This is a genomic window from Coleofasciculus sp., assembly GCF_046565525.1.
Taxonomy (GTDB): domain Bacteria; phylum Cyanobacteriota; class Cyanobacteriia; order Cyanobacteriales; family Coleofasciculaceae; genus Coleofasciculus.
This window is the reverse complement of the sequence record NZ_JBKHUP010000114.1, coordinates 1-21,879: the sequence shown is the minus strand read 5'-3', so window position 1 is coordinate 21,879 and position 21,879 is coordinate 1. Positions and strand designations below refer to the sequence as shown.

The 21,879-nt window shown below is 45.3% G+C and carries 19 protein-coding genes and 3 pseudogenes; 19 read left to right on the top strand and 3 right to left on the bottom strand.

Features of this window, described 5'->3' with window-relative positions:
- Window positions 1-169 precede the first annotated feature (169 nt).
- From ACLGGO_RS29345 to ACLGGO_RS29325, 5 genes and pseudogenes are all read left to right on the top strand, one after another.
- Window positions 170-544, top strand: a complete 375-nt coding sequence (locus tag ACLGGO_RS29345; RefSeq protein WP_446369386.1) for a TMEM165/GDT1 family protein — start codon at window positions 170-172, stop codon at window positions 542-544.
- An 86-nt stretch (window positions 545-630) separates the two neighbouring features.
- A complete protein-coding gene (locus ACLGGO_RS29340) occupies window positions 631-912 on the top strand; it encodes a TMEM165/GDT1 family protein (RefSeq protein ID WP_446337733.1) in 282 nt (93 codons plus the stop codon).
- Between the two features lie 116 nt (window positions 913-1,028).
- A complete protein-coding gene (locus ACLGGO_RS29335) occupies window positions 1,029-2,285 on the top strand; it encodes an FtsX-like permease family protein (RefSeq protein ID WP_446421959.1) in 1,257 nt (418 codons plus the stop codon).
- A 264-nt stretch (window positions 2,286-2,549) separates the two neighbouring features.
- The gene (locus ACLGGO_RS29330) at window positions 2,550-3,197 is read left to right on the top strand and encodes a pentapeptide repeat-containing protein (RefSeq protein ID WP_446421958.1); all 648 of its coding nucleotides are present in this window, start codon (window positions 2,550-2,552) and stop codon (window positions 3,195-3,197) included.
- Window positions 3,198-3,244: 47 nt separating this feature from the next.
- A pseudogene (locus ACLGGO_RS29325) lies at window positions 3,245-3,430 on the top strand (ABC transporter permease); the annotation flags it as partial.
- A 551-nt stretch (window positions 3,431-3,981) separates the two neighbouring features.
- On the opposite strand, the gene treY reads toward ACLGGO_RS29325, so the two are convergent.
- A complete protein-coding gene (treY, locus tag ACLGGO_RS29320) occupies window positions 3,982-6,804 on the bottom strand; it encodes a malto-oligosyltrehalose synthase (protein WP_446421961.1) in 2,823 nt (940 codons plus the stop codon).
- 494 nt (window positions 6,805-7,298) lie between these two features.
- A complete protein-coding gene (gene treZ / locus ACLGGO_RS29315; protein ID WP_446421960.1) occupies window positions 7,299-9,110 on the bottom strand; it encodes a malto-oligosyltrehalose trehalohydrolase in 1,812 nt (603 codons plus the stop codon).
- Window positions 9,111-10,158: 1,048 nt separating this feature from the next.
- On the opposite strand from treZ, the gene ACLGGO_RS29310 reads away from it, so the two are divergent.
- The 7 genes and pseudogenes from ACLGGO_RS29310 (at window position 10,159) to yidD (ending at window position 13,320) form a co-directional block, all read left to right on the top strand.
- Window positions 10,159-10,482 (top strand): hypothetical protein, encoded by a 324-nt coding sequence (locus tag ACLGGO_RS29310; protein WP_446421957.1) that lies wholly within the window; start codon window positions 10,159-10,161, stop codon window positions 10,480-10,482.
- 9 nt (window positions 10,483-10,491) lie between these two features.
- Window positions 10,492-10,689: pseudogene (locus tag ACLGGO_RS29305) on the top strand (DUF3891 family protein); the annotation flags it as partial.
- 144 nt (window positions 10,690-10,833) lie between these two features.
- A pseudogene (locus ACLGGO_RS29300) lies at window positions 10,834-11,106 on the top strand (element excision factor XisH family protein); the annotation flags it as partial.
- 139 nt (window positions 11,107-11,245) lie between these two features.
- Window positions 11,246-11,455, top strand: a complete 210-nt coding sequence (locus ACLGGO_RS29295; RefSeq protein WP_446421956.1) for an element excision factor XisH family protein — start codon at window positions 11,246-11,248, stop codon at window positions 11,453-11,455.
- On the top strand, window positions 11,422-11,745 hold the full coding sequence (locus tag ACLGGO_RS29290; RefSeq protein ID WP_446421955.1) for a XisI protein: 324 nt from the start codon (window positions 11,422-11,424) through the stop codon (window positions 11,743-11,745). Before ACLGGO_RS29295 ends, ACLGGO_RS29290 begins: the two co-directional genes overlap by 34 nt.
- A gap of 258 nt (window positions 11,746-12,003) precedes the next feature.
- Window positions 12,004-12,783, top strand: coding sequence for a class I SAM-dependent methyltransferase (locus tag ACLGGO_RS29285; RefSeq protein WP_446421954.1), 780 nt, complete (start codon window positions 12,004-12,006; stop codon window positions 12,781-12,783).
- Between the two features lie 246 nt (window positions 12,784-13,029).
- Window positions 13,030-13,320: a membrane protein insertion efficiency factor YidD gene (gene yidD / locus ACLGGO_RS29280; protein WP_446337726.1), complete on the top strand. Its 291-nt coding sequence runs from the start codon at window positions 13,030-13,032 to the stop codon at window positions 13,318-13,320.
- A 93-nt stretch (window positions 13,321-13,413) separates the two neighbouring features.
- Here yidD and ACLGGO_RS29275 read toward each other — a convergent pair whose 3' ends face one another.
- On the bottom strand, window positions 13,414-13,596 hold the full coding sequence (locus tag ACLGGO_RS29275; RefSeq protein WP_446421953.1) for a hypothetical protein: 183 nt from the start codon (window positions 13,594-13,596) through the stop codon (window positions 13,414-13,416).
- Between the two features lie 183 nt (window positions 13,597-13,779).
- Here ACLGGO_RS29275 and ACLGGO_RS29270 point away from each other — a divergent pair, with 183 nt between their 5' ends.
- The 7 genes from ACLGGO_RS29270 (at window position 13,780) to ACLGGO_RS29240 (ending at window position 21,776) form a co-directional block, all read left to right on the top strand.
- Entirely contained in the window at window positions 13,780-14,277 is a 498-nt protein-coding gene (locus tag ACLGGO_RS29270) for a TIGR00725 family protein (protein ID WP_446421952.1), read from the top strand.
- 701 nt (window positions 14,278-14,978) lie between these two features.
- Complete coding sequence (locus tag ACLGGO_RS29265) at window positions 14,979-15,578, top strand: superoxide dismutase (protein ID WP_446421951.1); 600 nt, start codon at window positions 14,979-14,981, stop codon at window positions 15,576-15,578.
- Between the two features lie 122 nt (window positions 15,579-15,700).
- Window positions 15,701-15,910: a hypothetical protein gene (locus ACLGGO_RS29260; protein ID WP_446337730.1), complete on the top strand. Its 210-nt coding sequence runs from the start codon at window positions 15,701-15,703 to the stop codon at window positions 15,908-15,910.
- Between the two features lie 449 nt (window positions 15,911-16,359).
- Window positions 16,360-17,223 carry an Npun_R2479 family HD domain-containing metalloprotein gene (locus ACLGGO_RS29255; protein WP_446359384.1) on the top strand — a complete coding sequence of 288 codons (864 nt, stop codon included), beginning with the start codon at window positions 16,360-16,362 and terminating at the stop codon, window positions 17,221-17,223.
- A gap of 211 nt (window positions 17,224-17,434) precedes the next feature.
- Window positions 17,435-20,635: a TIR domain-containing protein gene (locus tag ACLGGO_RS29250; RefSeq protein WP_446421950.1), complete on the top strand. Its 3,201-nt coding sequence runs from the start codon at window positions 17,435-17,437 to the stop codon at window positions 20,633-20,635.
- A complete protein-coding gene (locus tag ACLGGO_RS29245; RefSeq protein ID WP_446421949.1) occupies window positions 20,518-21,426 on the top strand; it encodes a DUF928 domain-containing protein in 909 nt (302 codons plus the stop codon). Before ACLGGO_RS29250 ends, ACLGGO_RS29245 begins: the two co-directional genes overlap by 118 nt.
- A gap of 23 nt (window positions 21,427-21,449) precedes the next feature.
- On the top strand, window positions 21,450-21,776 hold the full coding sequence (locus tag ACLGGO_RS29240; RefSeq protein ID WP_446421948.1) for a Uma2 family endonuclease: 327 nt from the start codon (window positions 21,450-21,452) through the stop codon (window positions 21,774-21,776).
- Window positions 21,777-21,879 lie beyond the last annotated feature (103 nt).

The window sequence follows — 21,879 nt, the reverse complement described above, 5'->3', positions numbered from 1 at the left end:
GTCAAAAATCCGCTACGGAACCTACGGGGCAGGATGTAGAAACCCGCCCCTCAACGAAGTAGGGGCGGGTAGTTCATTATGAAAAGAGATTGACGTGAACTGAGAACTCCCTGTGAAACCATCTTCCCTGCCCATCGTCAGTTTTGTCCTGAGAGCACCTTTTGCCTCGATGAATCCAGCCCCCAAAGATGTCTCTGATCCGTCTGAGTTAGCGATTTCCCCCAATCCTGCAAGTTTGCGCCCAATCGTCAAGCGCCAACGGGGGATATGGGGTGTGTTTAGTTCAACCTTCCTAACCATTTTTCTAGCTGAGATTGGCGATAAAACCCAACTGGCTACCCTGCTGATCAGTGCAGAATCTCAATCTCCGTGGATTGTATTTACAGGTGCCGCGATCGCACTAATTACCACCAGCTTACTCGGTGTCTTACTAGGAACCTGGTTAGCCAATCGTTTACAACCCAAAACCCTAGAAACCGCCGCCGGGACATTATTACTCTTCATTTCCGTCATGCTGCTATGGGATGTGGTGCAACTGGGATGAGGGATGGAAATGCAGGAGTGCGGGGGAGCTAGGGGAGCTGGGGGAGCTAGGGGAGCTGGGAGATGAACAATCAACACCTAATTACTATGGATTGGCAATTACTAGGATTAAGTTTCATTACCGTATTTTTAGCCGAAATTGGTGACAAAAGCCAACTGGCTGCGATCGCGCTTGGGGGTAGTCTCAAGTCCCCCCGTGCGGTATTCTTGGGGGCTGTAGCCGCGTTGCTTTTGGCAACGTTTATGGGCGTATTAGCTGGGGGTGGCGTAGCCCAACTATTCCCGGTGCGAGTTCTCAAAGCGATCGCGGCGGTGGGTTTCGCATTAATGGCAGTTCGCTTGCTGTGGCCCTCTGAGGATGAAGCCTGAGAACATTTTTATGTAGGGGCGGGTTTTACTATTATTGTTTCTTCCCTCACCCAGATGTAACTCGCGCCCGCCCAGACCAAATTTTCAAAGAGATTCTAAACAACAAACACACGAAAATGGTTTCTCTTGCCCGGAAAAACTTACTCGAAGATATTCCCCGCTTTTTAGTCGCCCAAGCTGGGATTATGTTTGCGGTAAGTTTAGTTACCTTACAAACAGGTATTTTTAATGGATTTACCCAATCAACGGCTCAGTTAATTTACAATTCTAACGCAGATATTTGGGTGGCATCTGATAAGTTAGTGCAAATGGAGTTGACATTACCCATTCCCTTATCCCATGTTATCTCCGCCCGTAATGTGGAAGGGGTTGCTAAAGCTGAAGCCCTTATTTTTAGTGGCGCGTTGTGGAATCCACCCCAAGGAGAAATTACCCGGGTAAAAGTGGTGGGATTTGACCCCAATGGGCAATTGTTTCAACCGATAAATCTGGTGCAAGGCGATGTGAGGGACTTATCTGAACCCTATAAAATTATTGTAGATGCAACCAACCAAGATTCCCTAAATGTGCAACAGATTGAGGATATTGCCCGTGTAAATTCTTTGCCCGCCCGGGTGGTGGGTTTCACTCAAGGGAATGCATCAATTGTGTCTAATTCTTTCATGTTTACCTCCCTAACCAGTGCTAATGCGTTCTTAACATCGGGTCAAAAGTCTGAACTTTCCTGTAAATTGCCGTCAGGTGCTCAGGATTTAATTTGTACCAATACCTATTCGAGAATCTCGGAAGCCGAACTACGGAATCAACCCCCACCGCCACCTAATCCATTAGTCGCTTCTGACTTGATTCAATATGTTTTAATTGCGGCGGAACCGGGTCAGGATTTACAAGTTCTCAAAGAACGATTAGAGAAGGCTTTACCGAATGTGAGTACCTATACTCGCCAGGAGTTTATTAAACTGAATCAAAACTTTTGGCAACAGCGAACGGGAATTGGCTTTATTCTAGGATTGGGGGCGGTGGTTGGTGTCGTGGTTGGTGTGATTATTGTCGGTCAAATTCTTTATTCCTCTGTAGCTGACCATATTAAAGAATTTGGTACGCTCAAAGCAATTGGCGCGTCAGATTGGCGAATTTACGGTGTAATTATTGAACAGGCGCTGTGGATGTCGGTTCTCGGTTATCTCCCAGCGATGTTCCTCTGCTACGGTGTAGCCCTATGGACATCAGCGACTCAGGGGATTCTGATTCTGATCACCCCCGTATCCGCGATCGCGGTTTTGGCGATAACGGTGGGAATGTGCGTCGGTTCAGCTATTTTCGCGATTCAGAAAGTGACGCGCCTTGATCCAGCCATGGTGTTTAATCAGTAATTGGGGCTGTTTTGCTCCTTATTAGTTCTATGAATCTCAAAGAATTTCTCACAAGCTATGCAGCAGGTCAAAGACATTTTGCTGACCAAATAAAAAGAGTTGCTAGGTAAGCAATTGATTTAAGACCAATGGCACGCTCCAGTCAGCATTTTTGGAGCGCCAAAACCCTTGATCTACCGTAGGGTGGGCACTGCCCACCAGTCTCAAGTCACCCCTTCAGGTCACTGCCATTCGATTTAATCCTGAAATCATCGAGGAGACAATATGCAGCATGATCGTGGATTGATCAAGCGTTATGAAGCAGGAGAGAGAGATTTTTCGGGTACTGACTTGAGTGGTATCAAGCTTTATGGTTCAAAACTTATAGAAATTGATTTGAGCGGGGCTGACTTTAGCAATGCTAATCTGGAAAATGCAAGACTGAGTGATGTTGATTTGAGTGGGGCTGACTTTAGCAATGCTAATCTGGAAAATGCAAGACTGAGTGATGTTGATTTGAATGATGCTAATTTCAGTTATGCTAACCTCAGAAATATCCGCATAAGAGGCAGAGTCCACAACGCTGATTTTAGTCATGCAAATTTGACAGGAGCTAATCTCAGCTATGCCAAGTTGGGAAAAGCCAATCTTAGTCATGTAAATTTGACAGGAGCAAACCTCCAAAATACATCTTTGAGTAGTGCAAACTTGCAAAGCGCCAATCTCACTCAAGCCAAACTAGGTAGAGCCGTCTTCTTTAGTTCCTACGAAAAAGATAAAAACCGGAAAGATAAAGCCAATCGTTTGGTGCTGGAAAATTTAAGTAATTTAAGGCTTTATCGAATCAAGACAGGAGTAATTGATATGTACTTTGTTGGTAAAACTGAAGATGGAGATTGGATCTGTATTCAGACTAAAGCCATTGAAACTTGAAGTCACCTATTAATTGAGGAACTCGGTTTCATCAAAAGGAAAGGTTCCCAGCTATGATCCTCTGCTACGGTGTAGCCCTGTGGACATCAGCGACTCAGGGGATTCTGATTCTGATCACCCCCGTATCCGCGATCGCAGTTCTGGCGATAACGGTGGGAATGTGCGTCGGTTCAGCTATTTTCGCGATTCAGAAAGTGACGCGCCTTAATCCAGCTATGGTGTTTAATCAATGAATCATTTGTTAATTGTTGATTGTTGATTGTTGATTGGTAATTGGTTTTGTAGGGGCGAGTCGCTGCACAACTATGAAGGTGTGAGAATTAACCTGTCTCGACTCGCCCTTTTCTGGTAGGTACGCGGGTCATACCAATTCTCTATGATGTTGCACTTTATCCAACCCCCCTGTAGTCCCCCCTGCTTGCTAAGGGGGGACGGCGATAGCCGGGGGGTTTATTCGTTGCACAATTACAGAGAAATGGTATCAGATAATTGCCGATACCCTGTGGAGGGCGACCCGAACAAATTAATGGTTTGGTGGTATGAATTATATGCGGCGGGTCGCCCCTACAGTGTTTATCTATTCATCGTGTATCTCGTGAGACCCCGCAGTCCCTTCCCGCATCCCGGTTAAGATGTCCTAACGTCAGTAGCGACTCGACAAAAAGTCTTAAAGGTAACTTGAACTAGGGAAACATTCAAGAGTTTGTGCCAAACCGAGACTCAATGCGGTATTCAACGGTTTAAATTGTCGTTTGTCCGACAATCCCTAACCAAAGAGCGATAGCTAGGTTAGGGTTGTTGAACATTCCTGCTGATTCTGATTCACCAATAACGCCACTGGAAAATCACTGAGAACATCTCGAATCCACAGGGTATCGTCCCCCTGAATTTCCCGTCCCGTCATCACATCCCGCCACGTAGACGACGAACTAGAGGGTAAAGAAATCCGGGTTTCTTGCCAAACTTGTTCCCCCATGGGATATTCTCCTGGCTTCACTAAACTGGTCAACAGCCGAGGGACAATGACAATCACCGTTGTATGATCCCAAGTTCGAGCAAAGGTAACAACATGCTCCTTCAAGCTGCCAATAACCGTCAGTTTATGGTAATCTCCTCGCTGGAATACCTCTAAATACTCGCGCCGTGTTTTTAGAGCTTCATAGATGACAAATAGCTTAATTCGACCATCTTCTGGAGTCTGACAAAGTTCCTGAACTAAACCTAGATTATCGGTTTCGCTGCGCTGTTTCAGTTCTTTCACTAACTTCAGCCGCTGTTCAAAATCCACAGGACGGCGATTATCGGGATCGACTACACTTAAATCCCACAGTTCCGTTCCCTGGTAAAAATCAGGAACACCGGGAGATGTCAGTTTCAGTAAGGCTTGGGAGAGACTATTAAAAATGCCGTAATGTTGGATTTTACGTTGGAACGGTCGAAACGCTTCTAAAAACGGATTATCAGGGGTATCTTTGAGTAAGCGTTCAGCAAACCGAATAAACCCTTCTTCATAGTTGGTATCCGGTCTCAACCAAGCGGTATGGACTTTTGCCTCTCGGATTGCCTTGATAATATAGTCTTTGATCCGCTGCACATAGTTAGGGAACTCCGCTTCATCAAAGGGAAAGGTTCCTAGCAAGGTTTGGTAAAGAAAATATTCGTCATTGGGATCAGGAATATCTAACCCATCAATACAATCCTTGTGAACAGCGTTTATTTCCTGCCATTCTCTCAACATATTATCCCACTCGCCGGGAATTTCGGAAAGAACATTAATTCTTGCTCTCACATCTTCACCACGTTTAGTATCGTGGGTTGCTGTTGTATTTATTGTATGGGGCCAATAAGCGATGCGGTGTTGGTTAAAGTCATGAAAGTCGTCTAAGGAAACGCCAAATTCACCCGGATTACCACCCACTTCGTTGAGAGAGATGAGACGATTATAAATATAGAAAGCCGTATCTTCTACTCCCTTAGCGGTCAGCGGTCCAGTAAACTGTTGCAGCCGCATGACAAAATAACGCCATTGTTCGGCTTCTTCTGGTACCAACGAATCGTCAACTTCCAGCAATAAAAACTTCTCAATAAACGTCAGTTCATTAAAGAAAATTGGCGTATTTTCTTTGGCTTTGGCAATGACGTACTCAATATACTCCCGATCAGCTTGGCTTAAACCTTCGGGACTTACATAGGTTCGGTATACAGGAAACAGCGCCATGATTTCGACCAATGCGGCTTTCAGCGCATAGATAGTAAAGTCACTGGCGTATCTGTACTGAGACGAAATTCGCTTGAGTAAATTAGCTAAATTATCGATATCTCCGGTCAAATGCTTGGCTATAATCAATCGCTTTTTTTCATCTATTATGGCTTGATAGGATATGGAATTCCCGATAAAGCGATAATAAACGCTGTCAAACTTCGGCTGAGTCTGCTGATGACAAAAAATCCCATTAACTTTGTTTAAAAAATCATACCCACTCGTACCTTGTACGGGCCAGGTTAAGGGCAAATCTTCATGCTCTTCCAAGATTTTCTCAACCACAACGTAAGCATCAGACGCATAGTCTCGCAAGTGATTTAAATATTGAGCCGGATCATAAAGTCCATCGATATGATCGATTCTCACGCCGCTAAATTTCTGTTCTTCAAGGAGCTTGAATATCAAAGCATGATTATGTTTAAAAACTTTCTCATCTTCGATGCGAACGGAAATCAAGTCATTGACTGTAAAAAATCGTCGATAATTCAGTTCTTCATTACCCACCTTCCAGTACGCGAGACGGAAAAACTGCTCGGCTAACAATTGCTCTAACAAGTCAAAACTTTCGGGTTTTCCGGGTTCTCCATTAAAGATTTGAATATTTTCGTCGATAAAATCCCTGACCTCTACACTATCATTCCAGAGTTCCCATAACATGCTCTTGACGAAGCTAATCTGGTCATAGCGTTCCATTCCTTCTTCGCCCGAGGGAATGTATTTTAGAGCATAGAGAGCGCCCAGTAATTTAACAAAATCGGGATGATTTCTGCCTAATTTCCGGCGGATACGTGCTAAATCGTAGATCAAGACATTGGAGTAGGATTCAATCCGAATGGGGAACTTCAGGTCATAGTAATTAATGGTTATACCTTCTTGGTTGTACTGAAGTTTGAGTTCACCACTCTCTAAGCAATCGCCGCAAAATTTACCTAAAAATGGCGCTAATACTCGCCCTCGAATGCCTTCATAAGGATGCTCCCAGTTGATATCAAAATAATCCTTATATTGAGAATCTGGACCATTCTCCAAGACTTCAACCAGCATCGGGTTTTCACTATCAAATGCCATGTGGTTCGGCACAATATCCTGAAGCCATCCTAACCCATGTTGTTGAACCTGCTCAATTAGAGACTCAAAGTTCTCCAAGCCGCCGAGTTCTGGGTTTATTTGATTGGGATCAACCACATCGTAGCCATGAGTGCTACCAGATCGGGCTTTAAATATGGGGGATGCATAAAAGTCAGAAACTCCTAATTCAGCCAGGTAAGAAACAATGGCTTTTGCTGATTCAAAGGTAAACGCGGGATTAAATTGAATTCTATAGGTGGCGACGGGAATCCGCATCATAAGCTTTTAGAGGGGTTAAAGAACTGACAGAGCATTGGCTCTAGGACTCGATCTAAAAAAATTGCTTGCTAACCAAGATGTTAAACAGTAGGATAGTGGCGTTGAACTTAATGCTTAAATCATAGCTTAACCTTATTTTAAATCATAGCTTAACCTCATTTTATGACAAAGGCATTTGCTTTGGGCAACACTAAGAGTACAGCACTGGAATACATCTGTTGAGGGTAGGATCTGCCATCCAAAAGGAGTAGAGTTTGGTAGAAATAAGCCAAAAGACGGAGAAACGGGGGAACTCCGATAAGAACTAGAGGGAAACCGCTGCTGTCTGGCACTATAATACCAGTTCAGCCGCCAAGATTGACACATCAACCCATACATACATTATCTTGCTAGCAACACCTTATTCGTTGATAGTGGTATGATTTTAACTCAGCTTACATCCCCTTTTTGGTTGATTACTGCTTTCCTTAACGACTGAACCGACGCTACAGTTACTTACAATATAAGGCAAAATTCAGGGGAGCAATGGTTAAGGATTGTCCAGCTTGTATCTGTTGGGGGAGTTGAGATCCCTCACCCATCCATTCTTTATCCGCCGAGTCAATAACTTTTGAGAAGTTCCCTTGGGGAATCTGAGGCGAAACGGTTACCGCATCTTTGGCAAAGTTCATCAAGGCGAGGACTTGGTTATCTCCAGCCGTGCGATGGATAACGATAATCTTTTCTGGGGACAAACTAGATACATTCAGATTCTGCCGATCTAGGGTAGCTAAAGCAGGGGTTTCTTTGCGTAGCTGAATTAACCGTTTGTACCAGCGCCGCAACAAGCCATACTTCCCTTGATCAATCTTATCCCACTGCAGTTTTGCCTGCTCAAAGACTTCTGTTCCTTGGGGATCAGGTGCGTTGTCCCAACCAAACGCTTTAAATTCTTCAGCCCTCCCTTTACGCACGCCTTCAATTAAATCGGGATCAGTGTGACTAACAAAATAGGGAAAGGGTGCGTCTTCCCCATATTCTTCGCCCATAAATAGCATGGGAACATAAGGAGAAAGCAATACAGCCGCAGCCGCTAGCTTCAACCCCTGAAAGTCTACCAAAGTGGATAAGCGATCGCCAATCAGTCGATTGCCAATTTGATCATGGTTCTGGATACAGACGACAAATTGTTCCGCCGGACGATCCGCCCCTGAATTCCCATGGTTGCGTTTGCGGAAGCTGGAATATTGCCCACTATAGATATAGCCTTCGCGCAGGGTGACTTCCAACTGCTCAATTTTGCCAAAATCTGCGTAATATCCAGATTGTTCGTCGGTTAATAGGGTATGCAAAATGTGGTGAAAGTCATCGCACCATTGAGCATCATGACCAAATCCCCCTTGTTCCCTCGGTTTAATCACGCGCACGTCATTGAGATCACTTTCGGCGATGATGTATCGTTGCACTGGCGTGGTGCGATTGAAGTTGGCGACTGCATCCCCTAACTCTTGTAGAAAGGGTTGAGCGCTCATATCGTAAATCGCGTGAATTGCATCAACCCGTAGGGCGTCAATGTGATAATTATCTAACCAGTACAGAGCATTCTGGATAAAGAAATTCCGTACCTGATTACTATAAGCGCCATCAAAGTTAACCGCATTGCCCCAAGGGGTACGGTATTGATCGGTAAAGTATGGACCATACGCCCAAAGATAGTTGCCTTCGGGTCCTAAATGGTTATACACCACATCTAGAATGACTGCGATCCCCGCCTGATGACAAGCATCCACGAGTTTTTTCAACCCCCCAGGTCCCCCATAAGACTCTTGGACGCCATAGACATAAACCCCGTCATACCCCCAGTTGCGGCTTCCGGGAAACTGAGCCACGGGCATAATTTCAATCGCGGTTATGCCTAAATCCTGAAGGTAACTCAAGCGGGGGATAATGGATTCAAAGGTTCCCTCTGGTGTAAATGTACCGACGTGGAGTTCGTAAATAATTAGGTCTTTGAGGGGAATTCCTTGCCAGGAATCATCCGTCCAGTTAAATTGGTGATCCACCACCTGAGAAGAACCATGGACTCCCTGAGGTTGGTAGTGGGAGGCGGGATCAGGTCGCTCCAGCGAGCCATCGAGTTGATAGACATAGAGGGTTCCTGGGTCAGCTTTTACCGTTTCTTGCCAATATCCCCATTCATCCTTTTGCAGGGGAATAACCTGATCCTGGGGAGAGACGATGTGAACCGCGACGCTGTCCCGCAACGGCGCCCAAACTCGGAATTCACATTGACCGTTACCCAGGTAGTTGCTGCCAATTTTCATATCACCCCTCTGTAAATGCATAGTCTGAGAAATTTGTCAAGGTTTTAGCCGTGCGATCGCCCAACTCAGAATGAGCCAACGGGCTAGTTATCCGCACCTGATTCAGATTACCCCACAGGTTATAACTTTTAACTCTAACATCTGACGTAATTTTACCGGGTTCTGCCTTTTATTACTTGCCCCTGCAGACGTTTTCAACCCTCCAACCAGACAAGTAAGGACAAGGGAAATCAAGACAAGCACCATGGACAATGCCACCTGTTTAATTTGACCCGATTGTTGTAAAAACTATCACACCCTTTAGTAACAATTAGATCCCTCTTAAGAGAGAGGCTAACCTTCTATAAAGCCAGACAAGATGAATCAGGAGTGTTGATTGCTTTATCACTCTCTCTGGGCAAAATTATGGCATAAATCAATAGACGCCCAGGATCAGGAGGATCAGGCTGAAGCGGATCTTACGGAACTAGAGTCGGCGAGCGGGTAGGATAAGAGTCCCGACTTCCTGTAAAAATGGGAAAGACGCCTGGGAGTCTTGCCGTGTTTCGACCCCAAGCGCCTTTACCTTTTCCTCACACACACAACCTTAGTATACCTAACTTTTGGGATTTGTCTAGTCCAAAAGCGGGGAAATGTTATCAATTTTTAACTGATGTAGTTTTTCTTGTAATTCCGTAGTACGTTGTTCAAGTTGCTTATCATCGTTTAACGTTGGCTGGGCAGTCTGAGCGATATGGATAAGCTGGGGGGTAGTTTCACTACTTTGTTCATTGTGAAACGGTTGGAGCGCGATCGCAACTCCACAACTGGTCTCCCCCGTGCAAAAAAAGCTCCCGCAATGGCTTCCCCCATGGAACAAAAAGCGAAGCATCCTTGGGTCTCCCCCTTTTTAAGGGGGACGGAAGGGGGATCTAAAGGGCGACGGAAGGGGGATCTATTGAATCTAGATGCACCTACCGTCAATTTCCGTTACACTATTTTGATGAGAATGTCGCTGAGTGACCTCATGTCGGTGTCATTCACCTCAATAGCGCTCATAAAAAAAATCATGAAAAAAATTCAGACCCTATCGTCAGTAATGAGTACCTTGATACTGGTACTTGTGAGCGCACCTAGAGGGAGTTCCCAAACGCCTGATATGACGCCCCCAGAACCGACGAATGCTTATCCCCCTGAGATTGTCCAAATTTATCTCGAAAACTGTGTTGGCGATCGCCCAGAGGAAATCAGGGCGTTTTGTACCTGCACGATTGAGAAGATTCAAGAAACTTACACCTTGGACGAATTTATTGAAATTGGTGAAGAATTACAAGCGGGTCAGGCAGAACCGGAGGAATTTAGGCAAATTATAATGAGAATTGTTCGATTTTGAATTCAAATCATGCTACATCGCTCATCCAAAGAGGGACTTATCTGCATCACGCAACCGAACCACGCCTGGGTTTCTGGTGAATTAGCACGCGCTTGGGGAAATGAACAGTTCGGACAGTTTGTCCCGCCAAAAGAACTCTGTCTCGCCGCCGAACAACATGATATTGGCTGGCTGTTGTGGGAACAAGCCCCCACTCTAAACCCCCAAAAACTCGCGTTTCTAGATATTGCCACTAGCACAAATTTCTAATAATGCTGAACGGCTTATCACCCTGCCATCAGCTTAACTGATACCAGAGGCGATCGCGTAGCGTAGCATAGAGTAGTCATTCAGCTTATGACACATTAAGTCATGCCTCAGCGAGATGCGATTCATAATATCATCAGGCAAGCTCTGATCAAGGAGGGTTGGGAAATCACAGACGATCCTTATGTCATATCGTATGGTGAGCGATTTCTCTTTATCGACTTGGCAGCAAGATTAGATGCGCTCAACGGTATTGCAGGACGCTTTATCGGTGCTAGACGCGGCAGTAGTAGAATTGCCGTTGAAATCAAGGAGTTTCGAGGCAACTCGGCAATTGCTGATTTGGAGCAAGCGATTGGTCAATATGTTCTTTATCAATGAATAATTAATAATTGATAATTGACAATTGATTAATTGGGTCTAAGACCTCTTCGTTTACGAAGAAATTAAAAAAGATTTTCCTTAATTTCAATCCTCTTCTTTTAAGGAGAGGTCATTATCCATTGTTCATTATCCATTGTCAATTTGTGAACGACTACTCCTGAAACAGGTTGATCCAGAGCGTGAGTTGTATCTTGCTGTGGCAGACACAACCTTTGACGGGATTTTCAGCGAACCGATTGGTGAGTTGGTGATGCGGGAGTTACCTATGAAATTGCTTATTGTAGATGTAGAAGCGGTAGAGGTGAAGCGATGGATACCATCACGAGAGAGCAGGACATTGTAAAACAGGTGATTCAACGATACGCTCAGTTTAAACCTTCTCACGGCGATATTCGACTTGACACGGTATTTGACGACACGCAAAATCGCTATGCGTTGATGCAAGTGGGTTGGGATAGAGGACGACGGGTTAGAGGAAATTTGATTTATGTGACTTTGAGTGAGGGCAAGGTTTGGGTGGAATATGACGGGATGGAACAGGGAATTACCAAAGACTTAATCGCCGCAGGTATTCCTCCAGAGCGAATTGTTCTAGCATTTCTCCCGGAAGAGCAAACTGCTGCAACTGCTTGAATTTAAACTTGCTGCACCTAAGCTGTTGTTGGGGCTGTATTAGAAGAAACTGAGGCAAGCAATCAGGAGATATTAGAAGAATACAAAGGACAACCAAGTAACGAAAGAGGATTTATATTTATCAAATATCCGTTGTTTTTCACATCGAGTGTATTCGTTTAATAGGGAGTGGACTATATCTAAAATTCCTTTCTTTACTCGATAGACTTGTCCAATGTATGATAAGGGCTAAATTTTGGGAAAAATCAGGAAAACATCATGAACGAGGAAAATAAAAATAAATCGATTCACGAATTCGATTTTAAATTAATCTGCGAATATTTTTCAAGCCTAGAACGACAAGGACCTGGGAGTCCCGAAGTAACGATTAAAGCTTTAAGCTTTATTGATAATCTGACGAATGAATCACAAATTGCTGATATTGGTTGTGGCACCGGTGGTCAGACAATGGCAATGGCTAGTTGTACGTCAGGGTATATTTCAGGCATCGACTTATTTCCCACCTTTATAGATCTATTTAATGTTAACGCCCATAAACTGAATCTTCAGGATAGAGTCAATGGTATTGTTGGTTCAATGGAGAATCTTCCTTTTCAGAATGAAGAATTAGATTTAATCTGGTCAGAAGGAGCAATCTACAACATCGGGTTTGAACGAGGCATAAACGAATGGCATAAGTTTTTGAAGACAGGAGGATTTATTGGCGTTTCAGAGGCATCGTGGTTTACCGAAGAGCGACCTGATGAAATTGACGAATTTTGGAAAGATGCTTATCCGGAAATAGATACTATTTCAAACAAGGTGGCACAAATGCAAAAAGCCGGATATATTCCAATTGCCACTTTTATCTTGCCCGAAAGTTGTTGGACTGACAATTTTTATACGCCGCAAGTTTCTGCACAAAAAGACTTCTTGAGGAAATATGCAGGCAATAAAACTGCCGAAGAGTTCATAGAAAACCAAAGACATGAAACTGAATTATATTACAAATACAAAGATTTTTACGGCTACGCTTTCTATATTGGCAAAAAGATTTAAATTTAACGATTGAATGTTTGATGTTTTTGTCAACCCTTTAATACTCGCTTAAAACTGACATTTGTTTGATTACGGTTTTGGCTATGCTCGACAATCTCCCGCGAAAACGCTTGATCACAATTGAAGATGATCGCACCGCACCATCCCTCCTTCCATTATCGACTCAATTTAAACCTCTTGATAGAGTGATAGAGGTTTGATGTGGGGTAAAAGATAAGGTAATACCTTCTATCACGGCTTTCGACAATGCTAGCTAGTACGATTGAATCTTTTACTACTCAGGCAGCGATCGCGTCTCTTAATACTTATCAAAAGCATCTCTCTCCTCGTAAAGGTTTCTCATGCCCCCACCGACTGCTCTATAGCGGTGAGTCTTGCTCTGACTACGTAAAGCGCCTATTAACTGAGCAAAAATTGAGGACAGCTATACAAATGGCTCCTCAGCGATTCAAAGCGTGTAAACTTGCCGCTCAAACGCTACAAACTCAGAAGTCAGAAGGTGGATGCATCATCATCCCCTGCTGCATACCCCTTTAGACAGATCTGACTCGCGATCGCGTCGATTTTGATATTGTTTGGCAGGTGATTGAGCAAAACATCCCAGAGTTACTTGATAGGATTACGCCTCTATTACCTGTTTAGGACGACTGATAAAGCGATCGCACGCTCTGAATGGGGAGAATCAACAGTGGGCAATCCATCTATTGAATGACGCGCCAAATCTTTCAGATAAGAAATTTTAGGGCGCGAAATCCCCACGCTTCGGAGGACTTCATCAGGCGTGTTCAACACATCCTGTGCAGTAGGAAACATAAGCTGTTCGGCATTTAAACCTTAATGTCAATAATGGCTCTCATCCTTGTAGTGTGAGCCAGCAAGCTCGCTACTAATATCCAATTTAAATGTACGACAGCTTAAGTAGATTAAGGAAATCATGTTGCAGAAAAAATCCAAAATGGTATAACTCCAGTATTCAGTAAACTATACTTTCTACCCATGAGAAAAATTGTTATCGGCGTAATGGGACCCGGTAACGGGGCTACCACCACAGACTTAGAACGAGCTTATCAATTGGGACAACGTATTGCCCAGCGGGGATGGGTACTGCTCACGGGTGGCAGAAATGCTGGGGTAATGAACGCAGCAAGTCTTGGCGCAAAAGCCGCAGGTGGCTTAACCGTGGGTATTTTGCCCAGCCGCGATACTCAGAATATGTCCGATGCTGTGGATATTGCGATCGCAACTGATATGGGGAGTGGGCGAAATAATATTAATGTTCTCTCCAGTGATGTGGTGATTGCTTGTGGGATGGGCGCAGGAACAGCCTCAGAGATCGCCCTCGCCCTTAAGGGTGGCAAACCTGTGGTACTGTTATCAGACCATCCAGAAAGTCAACAGTTTTTTACCAGCCTGTCGCCAGAGACTGTTTTTTTGGCAACAACCCCAGCAGATGCCATTGACTTGGTGAAAGCGATTGTCCAGAAAAACCGCTAACTGTCCTCGTTTGACTCAAAACCGCGAGAGGTGCGATCGCGTCTAACCCGTTTCGCCACAGCTTGATACAATCAACTCGACCATAGACTTAATGCTATGGCTATCACTACTACTAGCAATTATATTGTTAATTTTTATTGCAATAGGTGCTAATCCCTTGATATAGTAATACTTGAATTAAAAAATACATCGAAAGTCTAGGTTCGTTTTAACTTATCCGGTGAGAAGTCCCACGCTGTACCCCTAGGGTCAGCGCTCTTGATGAATCCCCCGTGAGACGGAACTTGTTCCATTTTATCCTGACGCCCCAAACAGATTGTGATACAATGATGTTGCTTGTAGACCCGCCCGAGTGTATCGAACAGACAGGTTTAATCCGAAGTAGCAGTGATATGCTTACCGCTCAAAGATCACAGATCGGGGAATCAGATGATTTACTGGTAAAGCCCATACTTGTCTGCCCGTAAAACCGGAAAACAAGCTAAATACTAATTTCTGCCTTGGGAACCAGGGCGGCTGCGCGGGTTCTCCACGGGATGTGGGGATAAAGGTTGGGCAACCAACTAGAGACGCTGAGTAAGACCAAAAGTAACTTGTTGCTAGAGGCATCGGCGAATGAGACGCGAAGCCTACACTATACCCGGAGGGTTAGTGTAGGTAGTTCACGCTAGAACACAGTATTTGAGAGGATAGAACACAATATGGCCTACGCACTTCCTGATTTACCTTATGCCTACAACGCGCTGGAGCCTTACATCTCAGCTAAGACGCTAGAGTTTCATCACGACAAGCACCACGCGAAGTACGTCAATAACTTCAACGACATGTCGCAATCCGCTGGCATGGGTGACAAGTCTATCGAGGAAGTCATTAAGGCTAGCTACAATGATTCGTCCAAGTCAGGGCTTTTCAACAATGCCGCTCAAGCTTGGAACCACACCTTCTTCTGGAACTCCATGAAGTCTGGTGGTGGCGGTGCGCCCAGTGGTGCAATAGCTGACAAGATCAAGTCGGATTTGGGCGGCTACGATAAGTTCAAGGAAGAATTCAAGAAAGCGGCTACAAGTCAATTTGGTAGTGGCTGGGCTTGGCTTGTCCTCGATAATGGCACACTCAAAGTGGTTAATACTGCCAATGCTGTCAACCCTGTTGCTTTGGGAGTGACACCGTTGTTAACCTGTGATGTGTGGGAACACGCCTACTATTTGGATTATCAAAACAAACGTCCTGATTTTGTTGAAGCGTTTATCGACAATTTGATCAACTGGGACTTTGTGAATAAGCAAATGGCTGCGGCTTGAGGATTCCAGTGAATTTGTCAAGTCAGTAACTGTGACTAGCCCCGCCTGATCCAGGAAATCAGACGGGGCTTTCGCAGGTTTGGGTTTTTGATGTGCGATCGCGAATAGGAAGCGAATAGGAAATGAACAGTAAAGATTTAGCCAAATACATTGAAGCCACAGATGGGATTGCTAAGCCTTGGCTGTTAGTGCAATTGCGTTTACAGAAACTCCAAGAGCGCAAAGCAACCCTGACGCCAGATGCATATACTCGTGAGCTAGCTGAGATTCATCAGGATCTGATGAATCTGGGTGAGTGGTGGCATGGTATTGAAACAGAGGTGTTTGGCTAATACTATTCGGATAAGCTCTAATGTCCTATCCCTGTACTTCCCCTGCTTCCTACAAAGGGCGGGCGCGAGTCAAGTGAGGGGTGGTTGACAAAATGTTATCTGTCAAAAGAAGCCCCTAAAACCTTGCTCTCAGACGTGCCATGGCACGTCTCTACTTCCCCTGCACGGTAAAGCACCTCTTAGGTTAATTGCGATCAGGTGATCTGTCTCACAAGGGTTGCCTCAGAGTATCACGGGAAGCCAAAAAACCTCATCACAACCTTTTCCTCTATTTTTATTACATTGGAAGTATCGAGTGCGAGAATTTTTCGCTGTACCTACCCTGAGGTGCAAACCACCAATTTTAAGCCAAGAAGGATTACTCGACTCCCTGAAAGATTTATCATTATAGTCAACTATTAACTCATAAACTTCGATTATCCTGACGAGCCCCCTTGAGGTAACCTTCCATGTTTGACACAACCCAAATACTCATTGACAACTTTGTGGATCGGATTCGCGAAGGCTACAGCCGAACTTACGGCGGCTGGAAGTCTGACTATGCTGACATTATCGGCTGGGCGGGCGCCATGGCATTAGAAAATATTGCCAATAGTGACGCCCTCTACCACAATGTTGAACACACCATTTTAGTCACCTTAGTCGGACAGGAAATTCTGCGCGGTAAACATATTCGTGAAGGAGGCATTTCCTGTGAAGACTGGATGCATGCGATTATTTCCTTACTCTGCCATGATATTGGTTACGTTAAAGGCGTCTGCCGACAAGACCGCTTGAGTAAAAACCTCTATGCCACAGGTATAGATGGGGAAAGGATCAGTTTACCACCAGGAGCTACAGATGCTAGCCTAACTCCCTATCATGTAGATCGCGGCAAGCTGTTTATTGAAGAACGGTTTGGTGGCAACTTACTGATTGATGCCGAAGAAATTAAGCGCAATATTGAACTCACTCGTTTTCCCGTGCCAAGTGATCAAGATCACCTAGACACAAGCAACTGTCCCGGTTTGGTGAGATCCGCCGATTTAATTGGTCAACTCAGTGATCCGCGCTACTTGAAAAAAATTAGTGCCTTGTACTATGAGTTTGAAGAAACTGGAGTGAATAAAGCCTTAGGCTATCGTCATCCAGGAGACTTACGCCAAAACTATTCCAAGTTCTACTGGAGTGGAGTGTATCCCTACATTAAAGACTCGTTGCGTTACTTAGAGTTGACGCTAGAAGGGAAGCAAATTGTGGCAAACCTTTATGCCAATGTGTTTGTAGTTGAACATGAACACCCATCCCTCCATGCAACCATTAGTGCAGCATAAAAGATGGTAGGGGCACGACATGTCGTGTCCCTACAAATGGTTCAACGGGAAAGCCTGGGTAAGTCTTGATATCCGAGTGTCTCCGTTACATAAAACCAACGATAAGGTTTCAGGTTTTGACAGCAAACCCTAATTCGCGATCGCTGTTCGAGTCGCATTCAGGTTCTTTTGTTATAGTTGTGGATACTATAATAAATCTATCTCAAGTTAGATGCATGAACAGCGTTCTGGCTTCCACAACGGATTTATCTCCTATGGACGAGCCGATAGTAAAGCCTTTGCCTTCAAGCTCTACCAGCACCTGACTGAGTACGGCTTAAAAATTTGGTTTGACTTTGAAAATATTCCGTTGGGGGTAGATTTCCAAAACCAAATTGATGACGGGATTGAGAAAGCGGATAACTTCCTGTTCATCATTGCGCCCCATTCCATCAACTCCCCCTACTGCCGTAAAGAAATCGAACTGGCAATCAAGTACCACAAGCGGATTATTCCGTTGCTGCATGTCGAACAGATTAGTCGTGATACCTGGCAACAACGGAATCCCCAAGGAACGGATGCTGACTGGGATGCTTACCAAGCAAAGGGACTGCATTCGAGCTTTCCCAATATGCATCCGACAATTGGCAAAATTAATTGGGTGTATTGTCGTGAGGGAATTGACGACTTTGAGCAGTCGTTCTCCGGACTACTAGAACTGTTGGCAAGGCACAAGGATTACGTAAATCAGCACACGTATTTCTTGGATAAATCACTAGCCTGGGAACGGCAGCACAAGGGATCACAACATTTGCTCATTGGCAAGGAACGACAGCAAGCCGAAGCATGGCTTAAGGTGCGCTTTAAAGACGAGCAGCCCCCCTGCACTCCCACGGATTTACACTGTGAGTTTATCAGCGAAAGTATCAAAAATGCCTATAACCTGATGAGTCAGGTGTTCCTCTCCTATGCCTACGAAAATGAGGCAGTGATGCGGCAGATTCGCACCAGTCTGTGGCGTGCAGGATTTACGGTTTGGACGAATACCGCTGATATTCAAACAGGAGAAACCTTTGAGGCAGCGATTAAGCAGGGTGTAGCCCAAGCAGATAACTTAGTCTATTTGCTCTCACCTGACTCCCTGAACTCTACCTACTGTCAGCAAGAATTGAACTATGCTTTAGCCCTAAATAAACGGATTATCCCTGTGCTGGTGAGTCCTGTTGAGCCGGAGCAAATCCCGCCAGAATTGCGCTCGTTACATTATATTGATCTGACTGATAATCTTCTTTCAGAAGATTATCGTCTTGATGAAAGTCAACTGATCAAAATACTGGATCACGAGGCAGTCTACTACCACGAGCATAAGATTTTCTTAGCTAAGGCGCTCAAGTGGCAGCAGCAAAATCGCAACCCCAGTATTTTACTGCGGGGGTATAATCTGCGCCGTGCTGAAGCTTGGTTGCAAGTGGCGAAAAAGAGGACTCAACATCAGCCCACAGCGTGGCACGAAGAATTTACTACTGAAAGTCTGCGACAGCCACCGGAAGTGTCCCACGATGTATTTATTTCCTCTTCTGATGCTGACTCAGACTTTGTTCGTAAGCTCAATGATGCGTTGCAGATGCAGGGCAAAACGACGTGGTTTGAGCAGGAAAGTATTGCCACTCAAGCGGAGTTGCCCCAAGATAACGTTCAGGCAAATGACAGTACCGACTTACAGCCAGAAATTTATCAGGGTATTGAACGGGCAAATACTATTATCGCGGTTATTTCTCCTGGTTTTGTCAAGGATACTGATGTTGCCCAGGAGTTAGCTTATGCCCAGAGGCTAAATAAGCGAATGGTGGCGATTTTGTATCAAGAAACAGCCACAGCAGAACTTCCCTTGGCTTTAGAGAACGCCCAGTGGATTGATTTCCGTAGACACGGCGGTGAATTTCTGCCCAATTTTGGCGAATTAATCCGATCGCTAGATAGTGACCCCGACTACGTGCAAAGCCACACTCGCTTACTGGTAAAGGCTAGGGAATGGGAGCAACAAGAACGCGATGATAGCTTTTTACTGCGAGGCAAAGATTTAGTCGCCTCTAAGCAATGGTTACAGGAATCAGCCGACAAGCAACCGAAGCCCACCGCACTGCAACTAGAATATCTCAAAGCCAGCCAAGAACTGCCCTATCGCAAAATCAAGTGGCGTTCGGTGTTTTTAACCAGTGCTGTCGTTTCGGTGCTAGTGGTTGTGGCTCGGTTGTTGGGGGGGATGGAGTCGGCTGAACTGAGAGTCTATGATCAGTTAATGCGGTTACGTCCCAGTGAAGCCCAAGATGAGCGTTTTTTAATCGTTGAGGTGGATGCTGCCAGTAGTGAGGCACTCCGGCAAGACATAATTGAGAGGCGTTATCAGCCTGGAATTGGCACAATCCCTGACAAAGCTCTTGATCAAGTGTTAGCCATCTTATCAGCACATCAACCCCGACTCATTGGTTTAGATTTTTACCGAGATTATCAGGCACAGCCAGAATTAGCCGAGCGTTTCGGGCAGACTCAGAACTTGATTGCTCTCTGTAAAGCGAGTTATGACGATGAACAGGGCAATCTGAGACCGGGTAATCCTCCGCCCAGTGAAGTTCCGATGGAGCGTATTGGATTTAATGATGTCTCTGAAGATGGTGAGCTGATGGTACGCCGTCACTTGCTGTTGCAGGAACCCGACCCAGGGTTGTGCAATACGGAAGTGGCATTGAACTTAGTTCTGGCTCGTAAGTATCTGGACGCAGAAGGGATTTCTTATACCTCTCCCCTAAATGGTGAAGGGTACTATGTGCGAGATATGCAGTTGGGCGAGACGGCAATTCCGCAACTGTTGGGAAAAGGCAGTCCTTACCAAGAAATGGATAATAAACTACGGGGCTATCAAACTTTACTCAATTACCGTGCCCACCAGGGTGACCCCAATAGGTTTGCGCCAACAGTTAGCCTAAACGATGTTCTCAATGGCAAGGTATCTGCCGCAGACATTCAAGACCGGATTGTGATTATTGGTTACACGGACATGGCAGATAAAAGTGCTGACCTATGGAATACTCCTTACGGTAATATGCCGGGAGTGATGGTGCAAGCTCAGATGGCAAGTCAAATTATCAGTGCGGTATTAGATGAGCGTCCCTTAATTTGGTGGTTACCGCTTTGGGGCGAAACGTTGTGGATTTTTGGCTGGTCTACCGTTGGGGGTTTGGTTATCTGGTTCTGTTCTCGCTCGTTGGGGCGAGGGGCTGCTGGTGCTGTGAGTACAGTGGTCGGTTTGTATGGTTTATGCTACCTGATTCTTGTCAGTCAGGGCGGTTGGATGCCGTTGATACCGTCGGCGATTGCCATCGTGGTGACTGGAGGCGGTGTTGGTTATCTGACCTATCGGCGGCGACAAGCTTAAACATCAATGTAGAGTTAGGAGTTAATGTAATGAAGATGAGCTGGTTATCACGCGATCGCAAATCTGTCCTGATTTTGACCCTAAGTACAGTGCTGTCCCTGTCTGTGCTACCCTTCTACAGTCCCCCAGCCCAGGCGCAGTCGGTGGGAGAGCGGATTGTGAATTTGTTTCGCCGTGAGCGCAAACAAGAAAGTCCCTCGGGGCGAGCGCGGGGTACAGCGATTCGGGATGAATTCTGTTTCTCTGTGACTAGCCAGCCGTTAACGGCTCTAGTCTCGGCGGAAAATCTGGAGACGACGGTTGCTGAGTATCCGACGTTTTGGTTTTACTTGCCTTGGGGTCGTTCGGAGACGGTGACTCAAGCTAGATTCGTACTATTTGATCAAAATCAACGCCCTGTTCTCGACCAAAAGATGATGTTACCGGATGCGCCGGGGATTGTTAGCGTGAAACTGCCGAAGACTAAACCGCCTTTAGAAGTGGGCAAACGGTATAATTGGTTTTTCCAAGTCCTGTGCGAGGAGCAGGAACGCTCACGAAACCCATGGGTTAGTGGTTGGGTGGAACGGGTGGAAGTGAGTTCTGAGTTGGTTCGGCAACTAGAAACTTTACCCGAATCTGAGCAATATAGGGCGTATTTAGAGCATAGTATTTCTCAGGACGCGCTGACGCAGCTAGCTTTGTATCGCTCTGTCCATGCAGAGGCTTGGATGAGTTTGTTGGACTATTTTAAGCTAGAAGAGGTTGCTGATGCGCCTGTTACTCAACTTAATCCTTCTATATTAGATTAGAACTATACTAGCCCAACCCAGTCATGACTCAAACTCCTGTCAAAAACCTAACCTTTGAAGATTATGTCACCTACGATGATGGCACAGATAACATCTATGAATTGGTGGATGGAAAGCTAGTCATGGTTCCACTACCAACAGCCGATCATGGCGATACGATTGATTTACTGCTAGATGTCTTCAGAGAACAAATCCGTCGCTATCGTCAACCCTGGGAAGTCAAGGACAAAGCTGGGGTGTACACGGGAAAACACCCGATTACCGGAAAAGATCGTTCACGCACCCCAGATGTCTGTGTCATGACAGCAGCGCAGTGGATTGAACTCAAAGCAGATAAGCTATCCGCCTAACACTGGACAAATGTGGACAACACAACCATTCCATTGATGGATAGCCAGTCTCAGCAAACGCTACGTTATTAGGGTCATGGAATCTATGGGTGCTTGCCAGCTC

What these genes read in the sequence shown, in the direction of transcription:
- ACLGGO_RS29345 (WP_446369386.1), top strand. Translation starts at nt 170, where the DNA reads ATGAATCCAGCCCCCAAAGATGTCTCTGATCCGTCTGAGTTAGCGATT.
- ACLGGO_RS29340 (WP_446337733.1), top strand. Translation starts at nt 631, where the DNA reads ATGGATTGGCAATTACTAGGATTAAGTTTCATTACCGTATTTTTAGCC.
- ACLGGO_RS29335 (WP_446421959.1), top strand. Translation starts at nt 1,029, where the DNA reads ATGGTTTCTCTTGCCCGGAAAAACTTACTCGAAGATATTCCCCGCTTT.
- ACLGGO_RS29330 (WP_446421958.1), top strand. Translation starts at nt 2,550, where the DNA reads ATGCAGCATGATCGTGGATTGATCAAGCGTTATGAAGCAGGAGAGAGA.
- treY (WP_446421961.1), bottom strand. Translation starts at nt 6,804, where the DNA reads ATGCGGATTCCCGTCGCCACCTATAGAATTCAATTTAATCCCGCGTTT.
- treZ (WP_446421960.1), bottom strand. Translation starts at nt 9,110, where the DNA reads ATGAAAATTGGCAGCAACTACCTGGGTAACGGTCAATGTGAATTCCGA.
- ACLGGO_RS29310 (WP_446421957.1), top strand. Translation starts at nt 10,159, where the DNA reads ATGAAAAAAATTCAGACCCTATCGTCAGTAATGAGTACCTTGATACTG.
- ACLGGO_RS29290 (WP_446421955.1), top strand. Translation starts at nt 11,422, where the DNA reads ATGGATACCATCACGAGAGAGCAGGACATTGTAAAACAGGTGATTCAA.
- ACLGGO_RS29285 (WP_446421954.1), top strand. Translation starts at nt 12,004, where the DNA reads ATGAACGAGGAAAATAAAAATAAATCGATTCACGAATTCGATTTTAAA.
- yidD (WP_446337726.1), top strand. Translation starts at nt 13,030, where the DNA reads ATGCTAGCTAGTACGATTGAATCTTTTACTACTCAGGCAGCGATCGCG.
- ACLGGO_RS29275 (WP_446421953.1), bottom strand. Translation starts at nt 13,596, where the DNA reads ATGTTTCCTACTGCACAGGATGTGTTGAACACGCCTGATGAAGTCCTC.
- ACLGGO_RS29270 (WP_446421952.1), top strand. Translation starts at nt 13,780, where the DNA reads ATGAGAAAAATTGTTATCGGCGTAATGGGACCCGGTAACGGGGCTACC.
- ACLGGO_RS29265 (WP_446421951.1), top strand. Translation starts at nt 14,979, where the DNA reads ATGGCCTACGCACTTCCTGATTTACCTTATGCCTACAACGCGCTGGAG.
- ACLGGO_RS29260 (WP_446337730.1), top strand. Translation starts at nt 15,701, where the DNA reads ATGAACAGTAAAGATTTAGCCAAATACATTGAAGCCACAGATGGGATT.
- ACLGGO_RS29255 (WP_446359384.1), top strand. Translation starts at nt 16,360, where the DNA reads ATGTTTGACACAACCCAAATACTCATTGACAACTTTGTGGATCGGATT.
- ACLGGO_RS29250 (WP_446421950.1), top strand. Translation starts at nt 17,435, where the DNA reads ATGCATGAACAGCGTTCTGGCTTCCACAACGGATTTATCTCCTATGGA.
- ACLGGO_RS29245 (WP_446421949.1), top strand. Translation starts at nt 20,518, where the DNA reads ATGCTACCTGATTCTTGTCAGTCAGGGCGGTTGGATGCCGTTGATACC.
- ACLGGO_RS29240 (WP_446421948.1), top strand. Translation starts at nt 21,450, where the DNA reads ATGACTCAAACTCCTGTCAAAAACCTAACCTTTGAAGATTATGTCACC.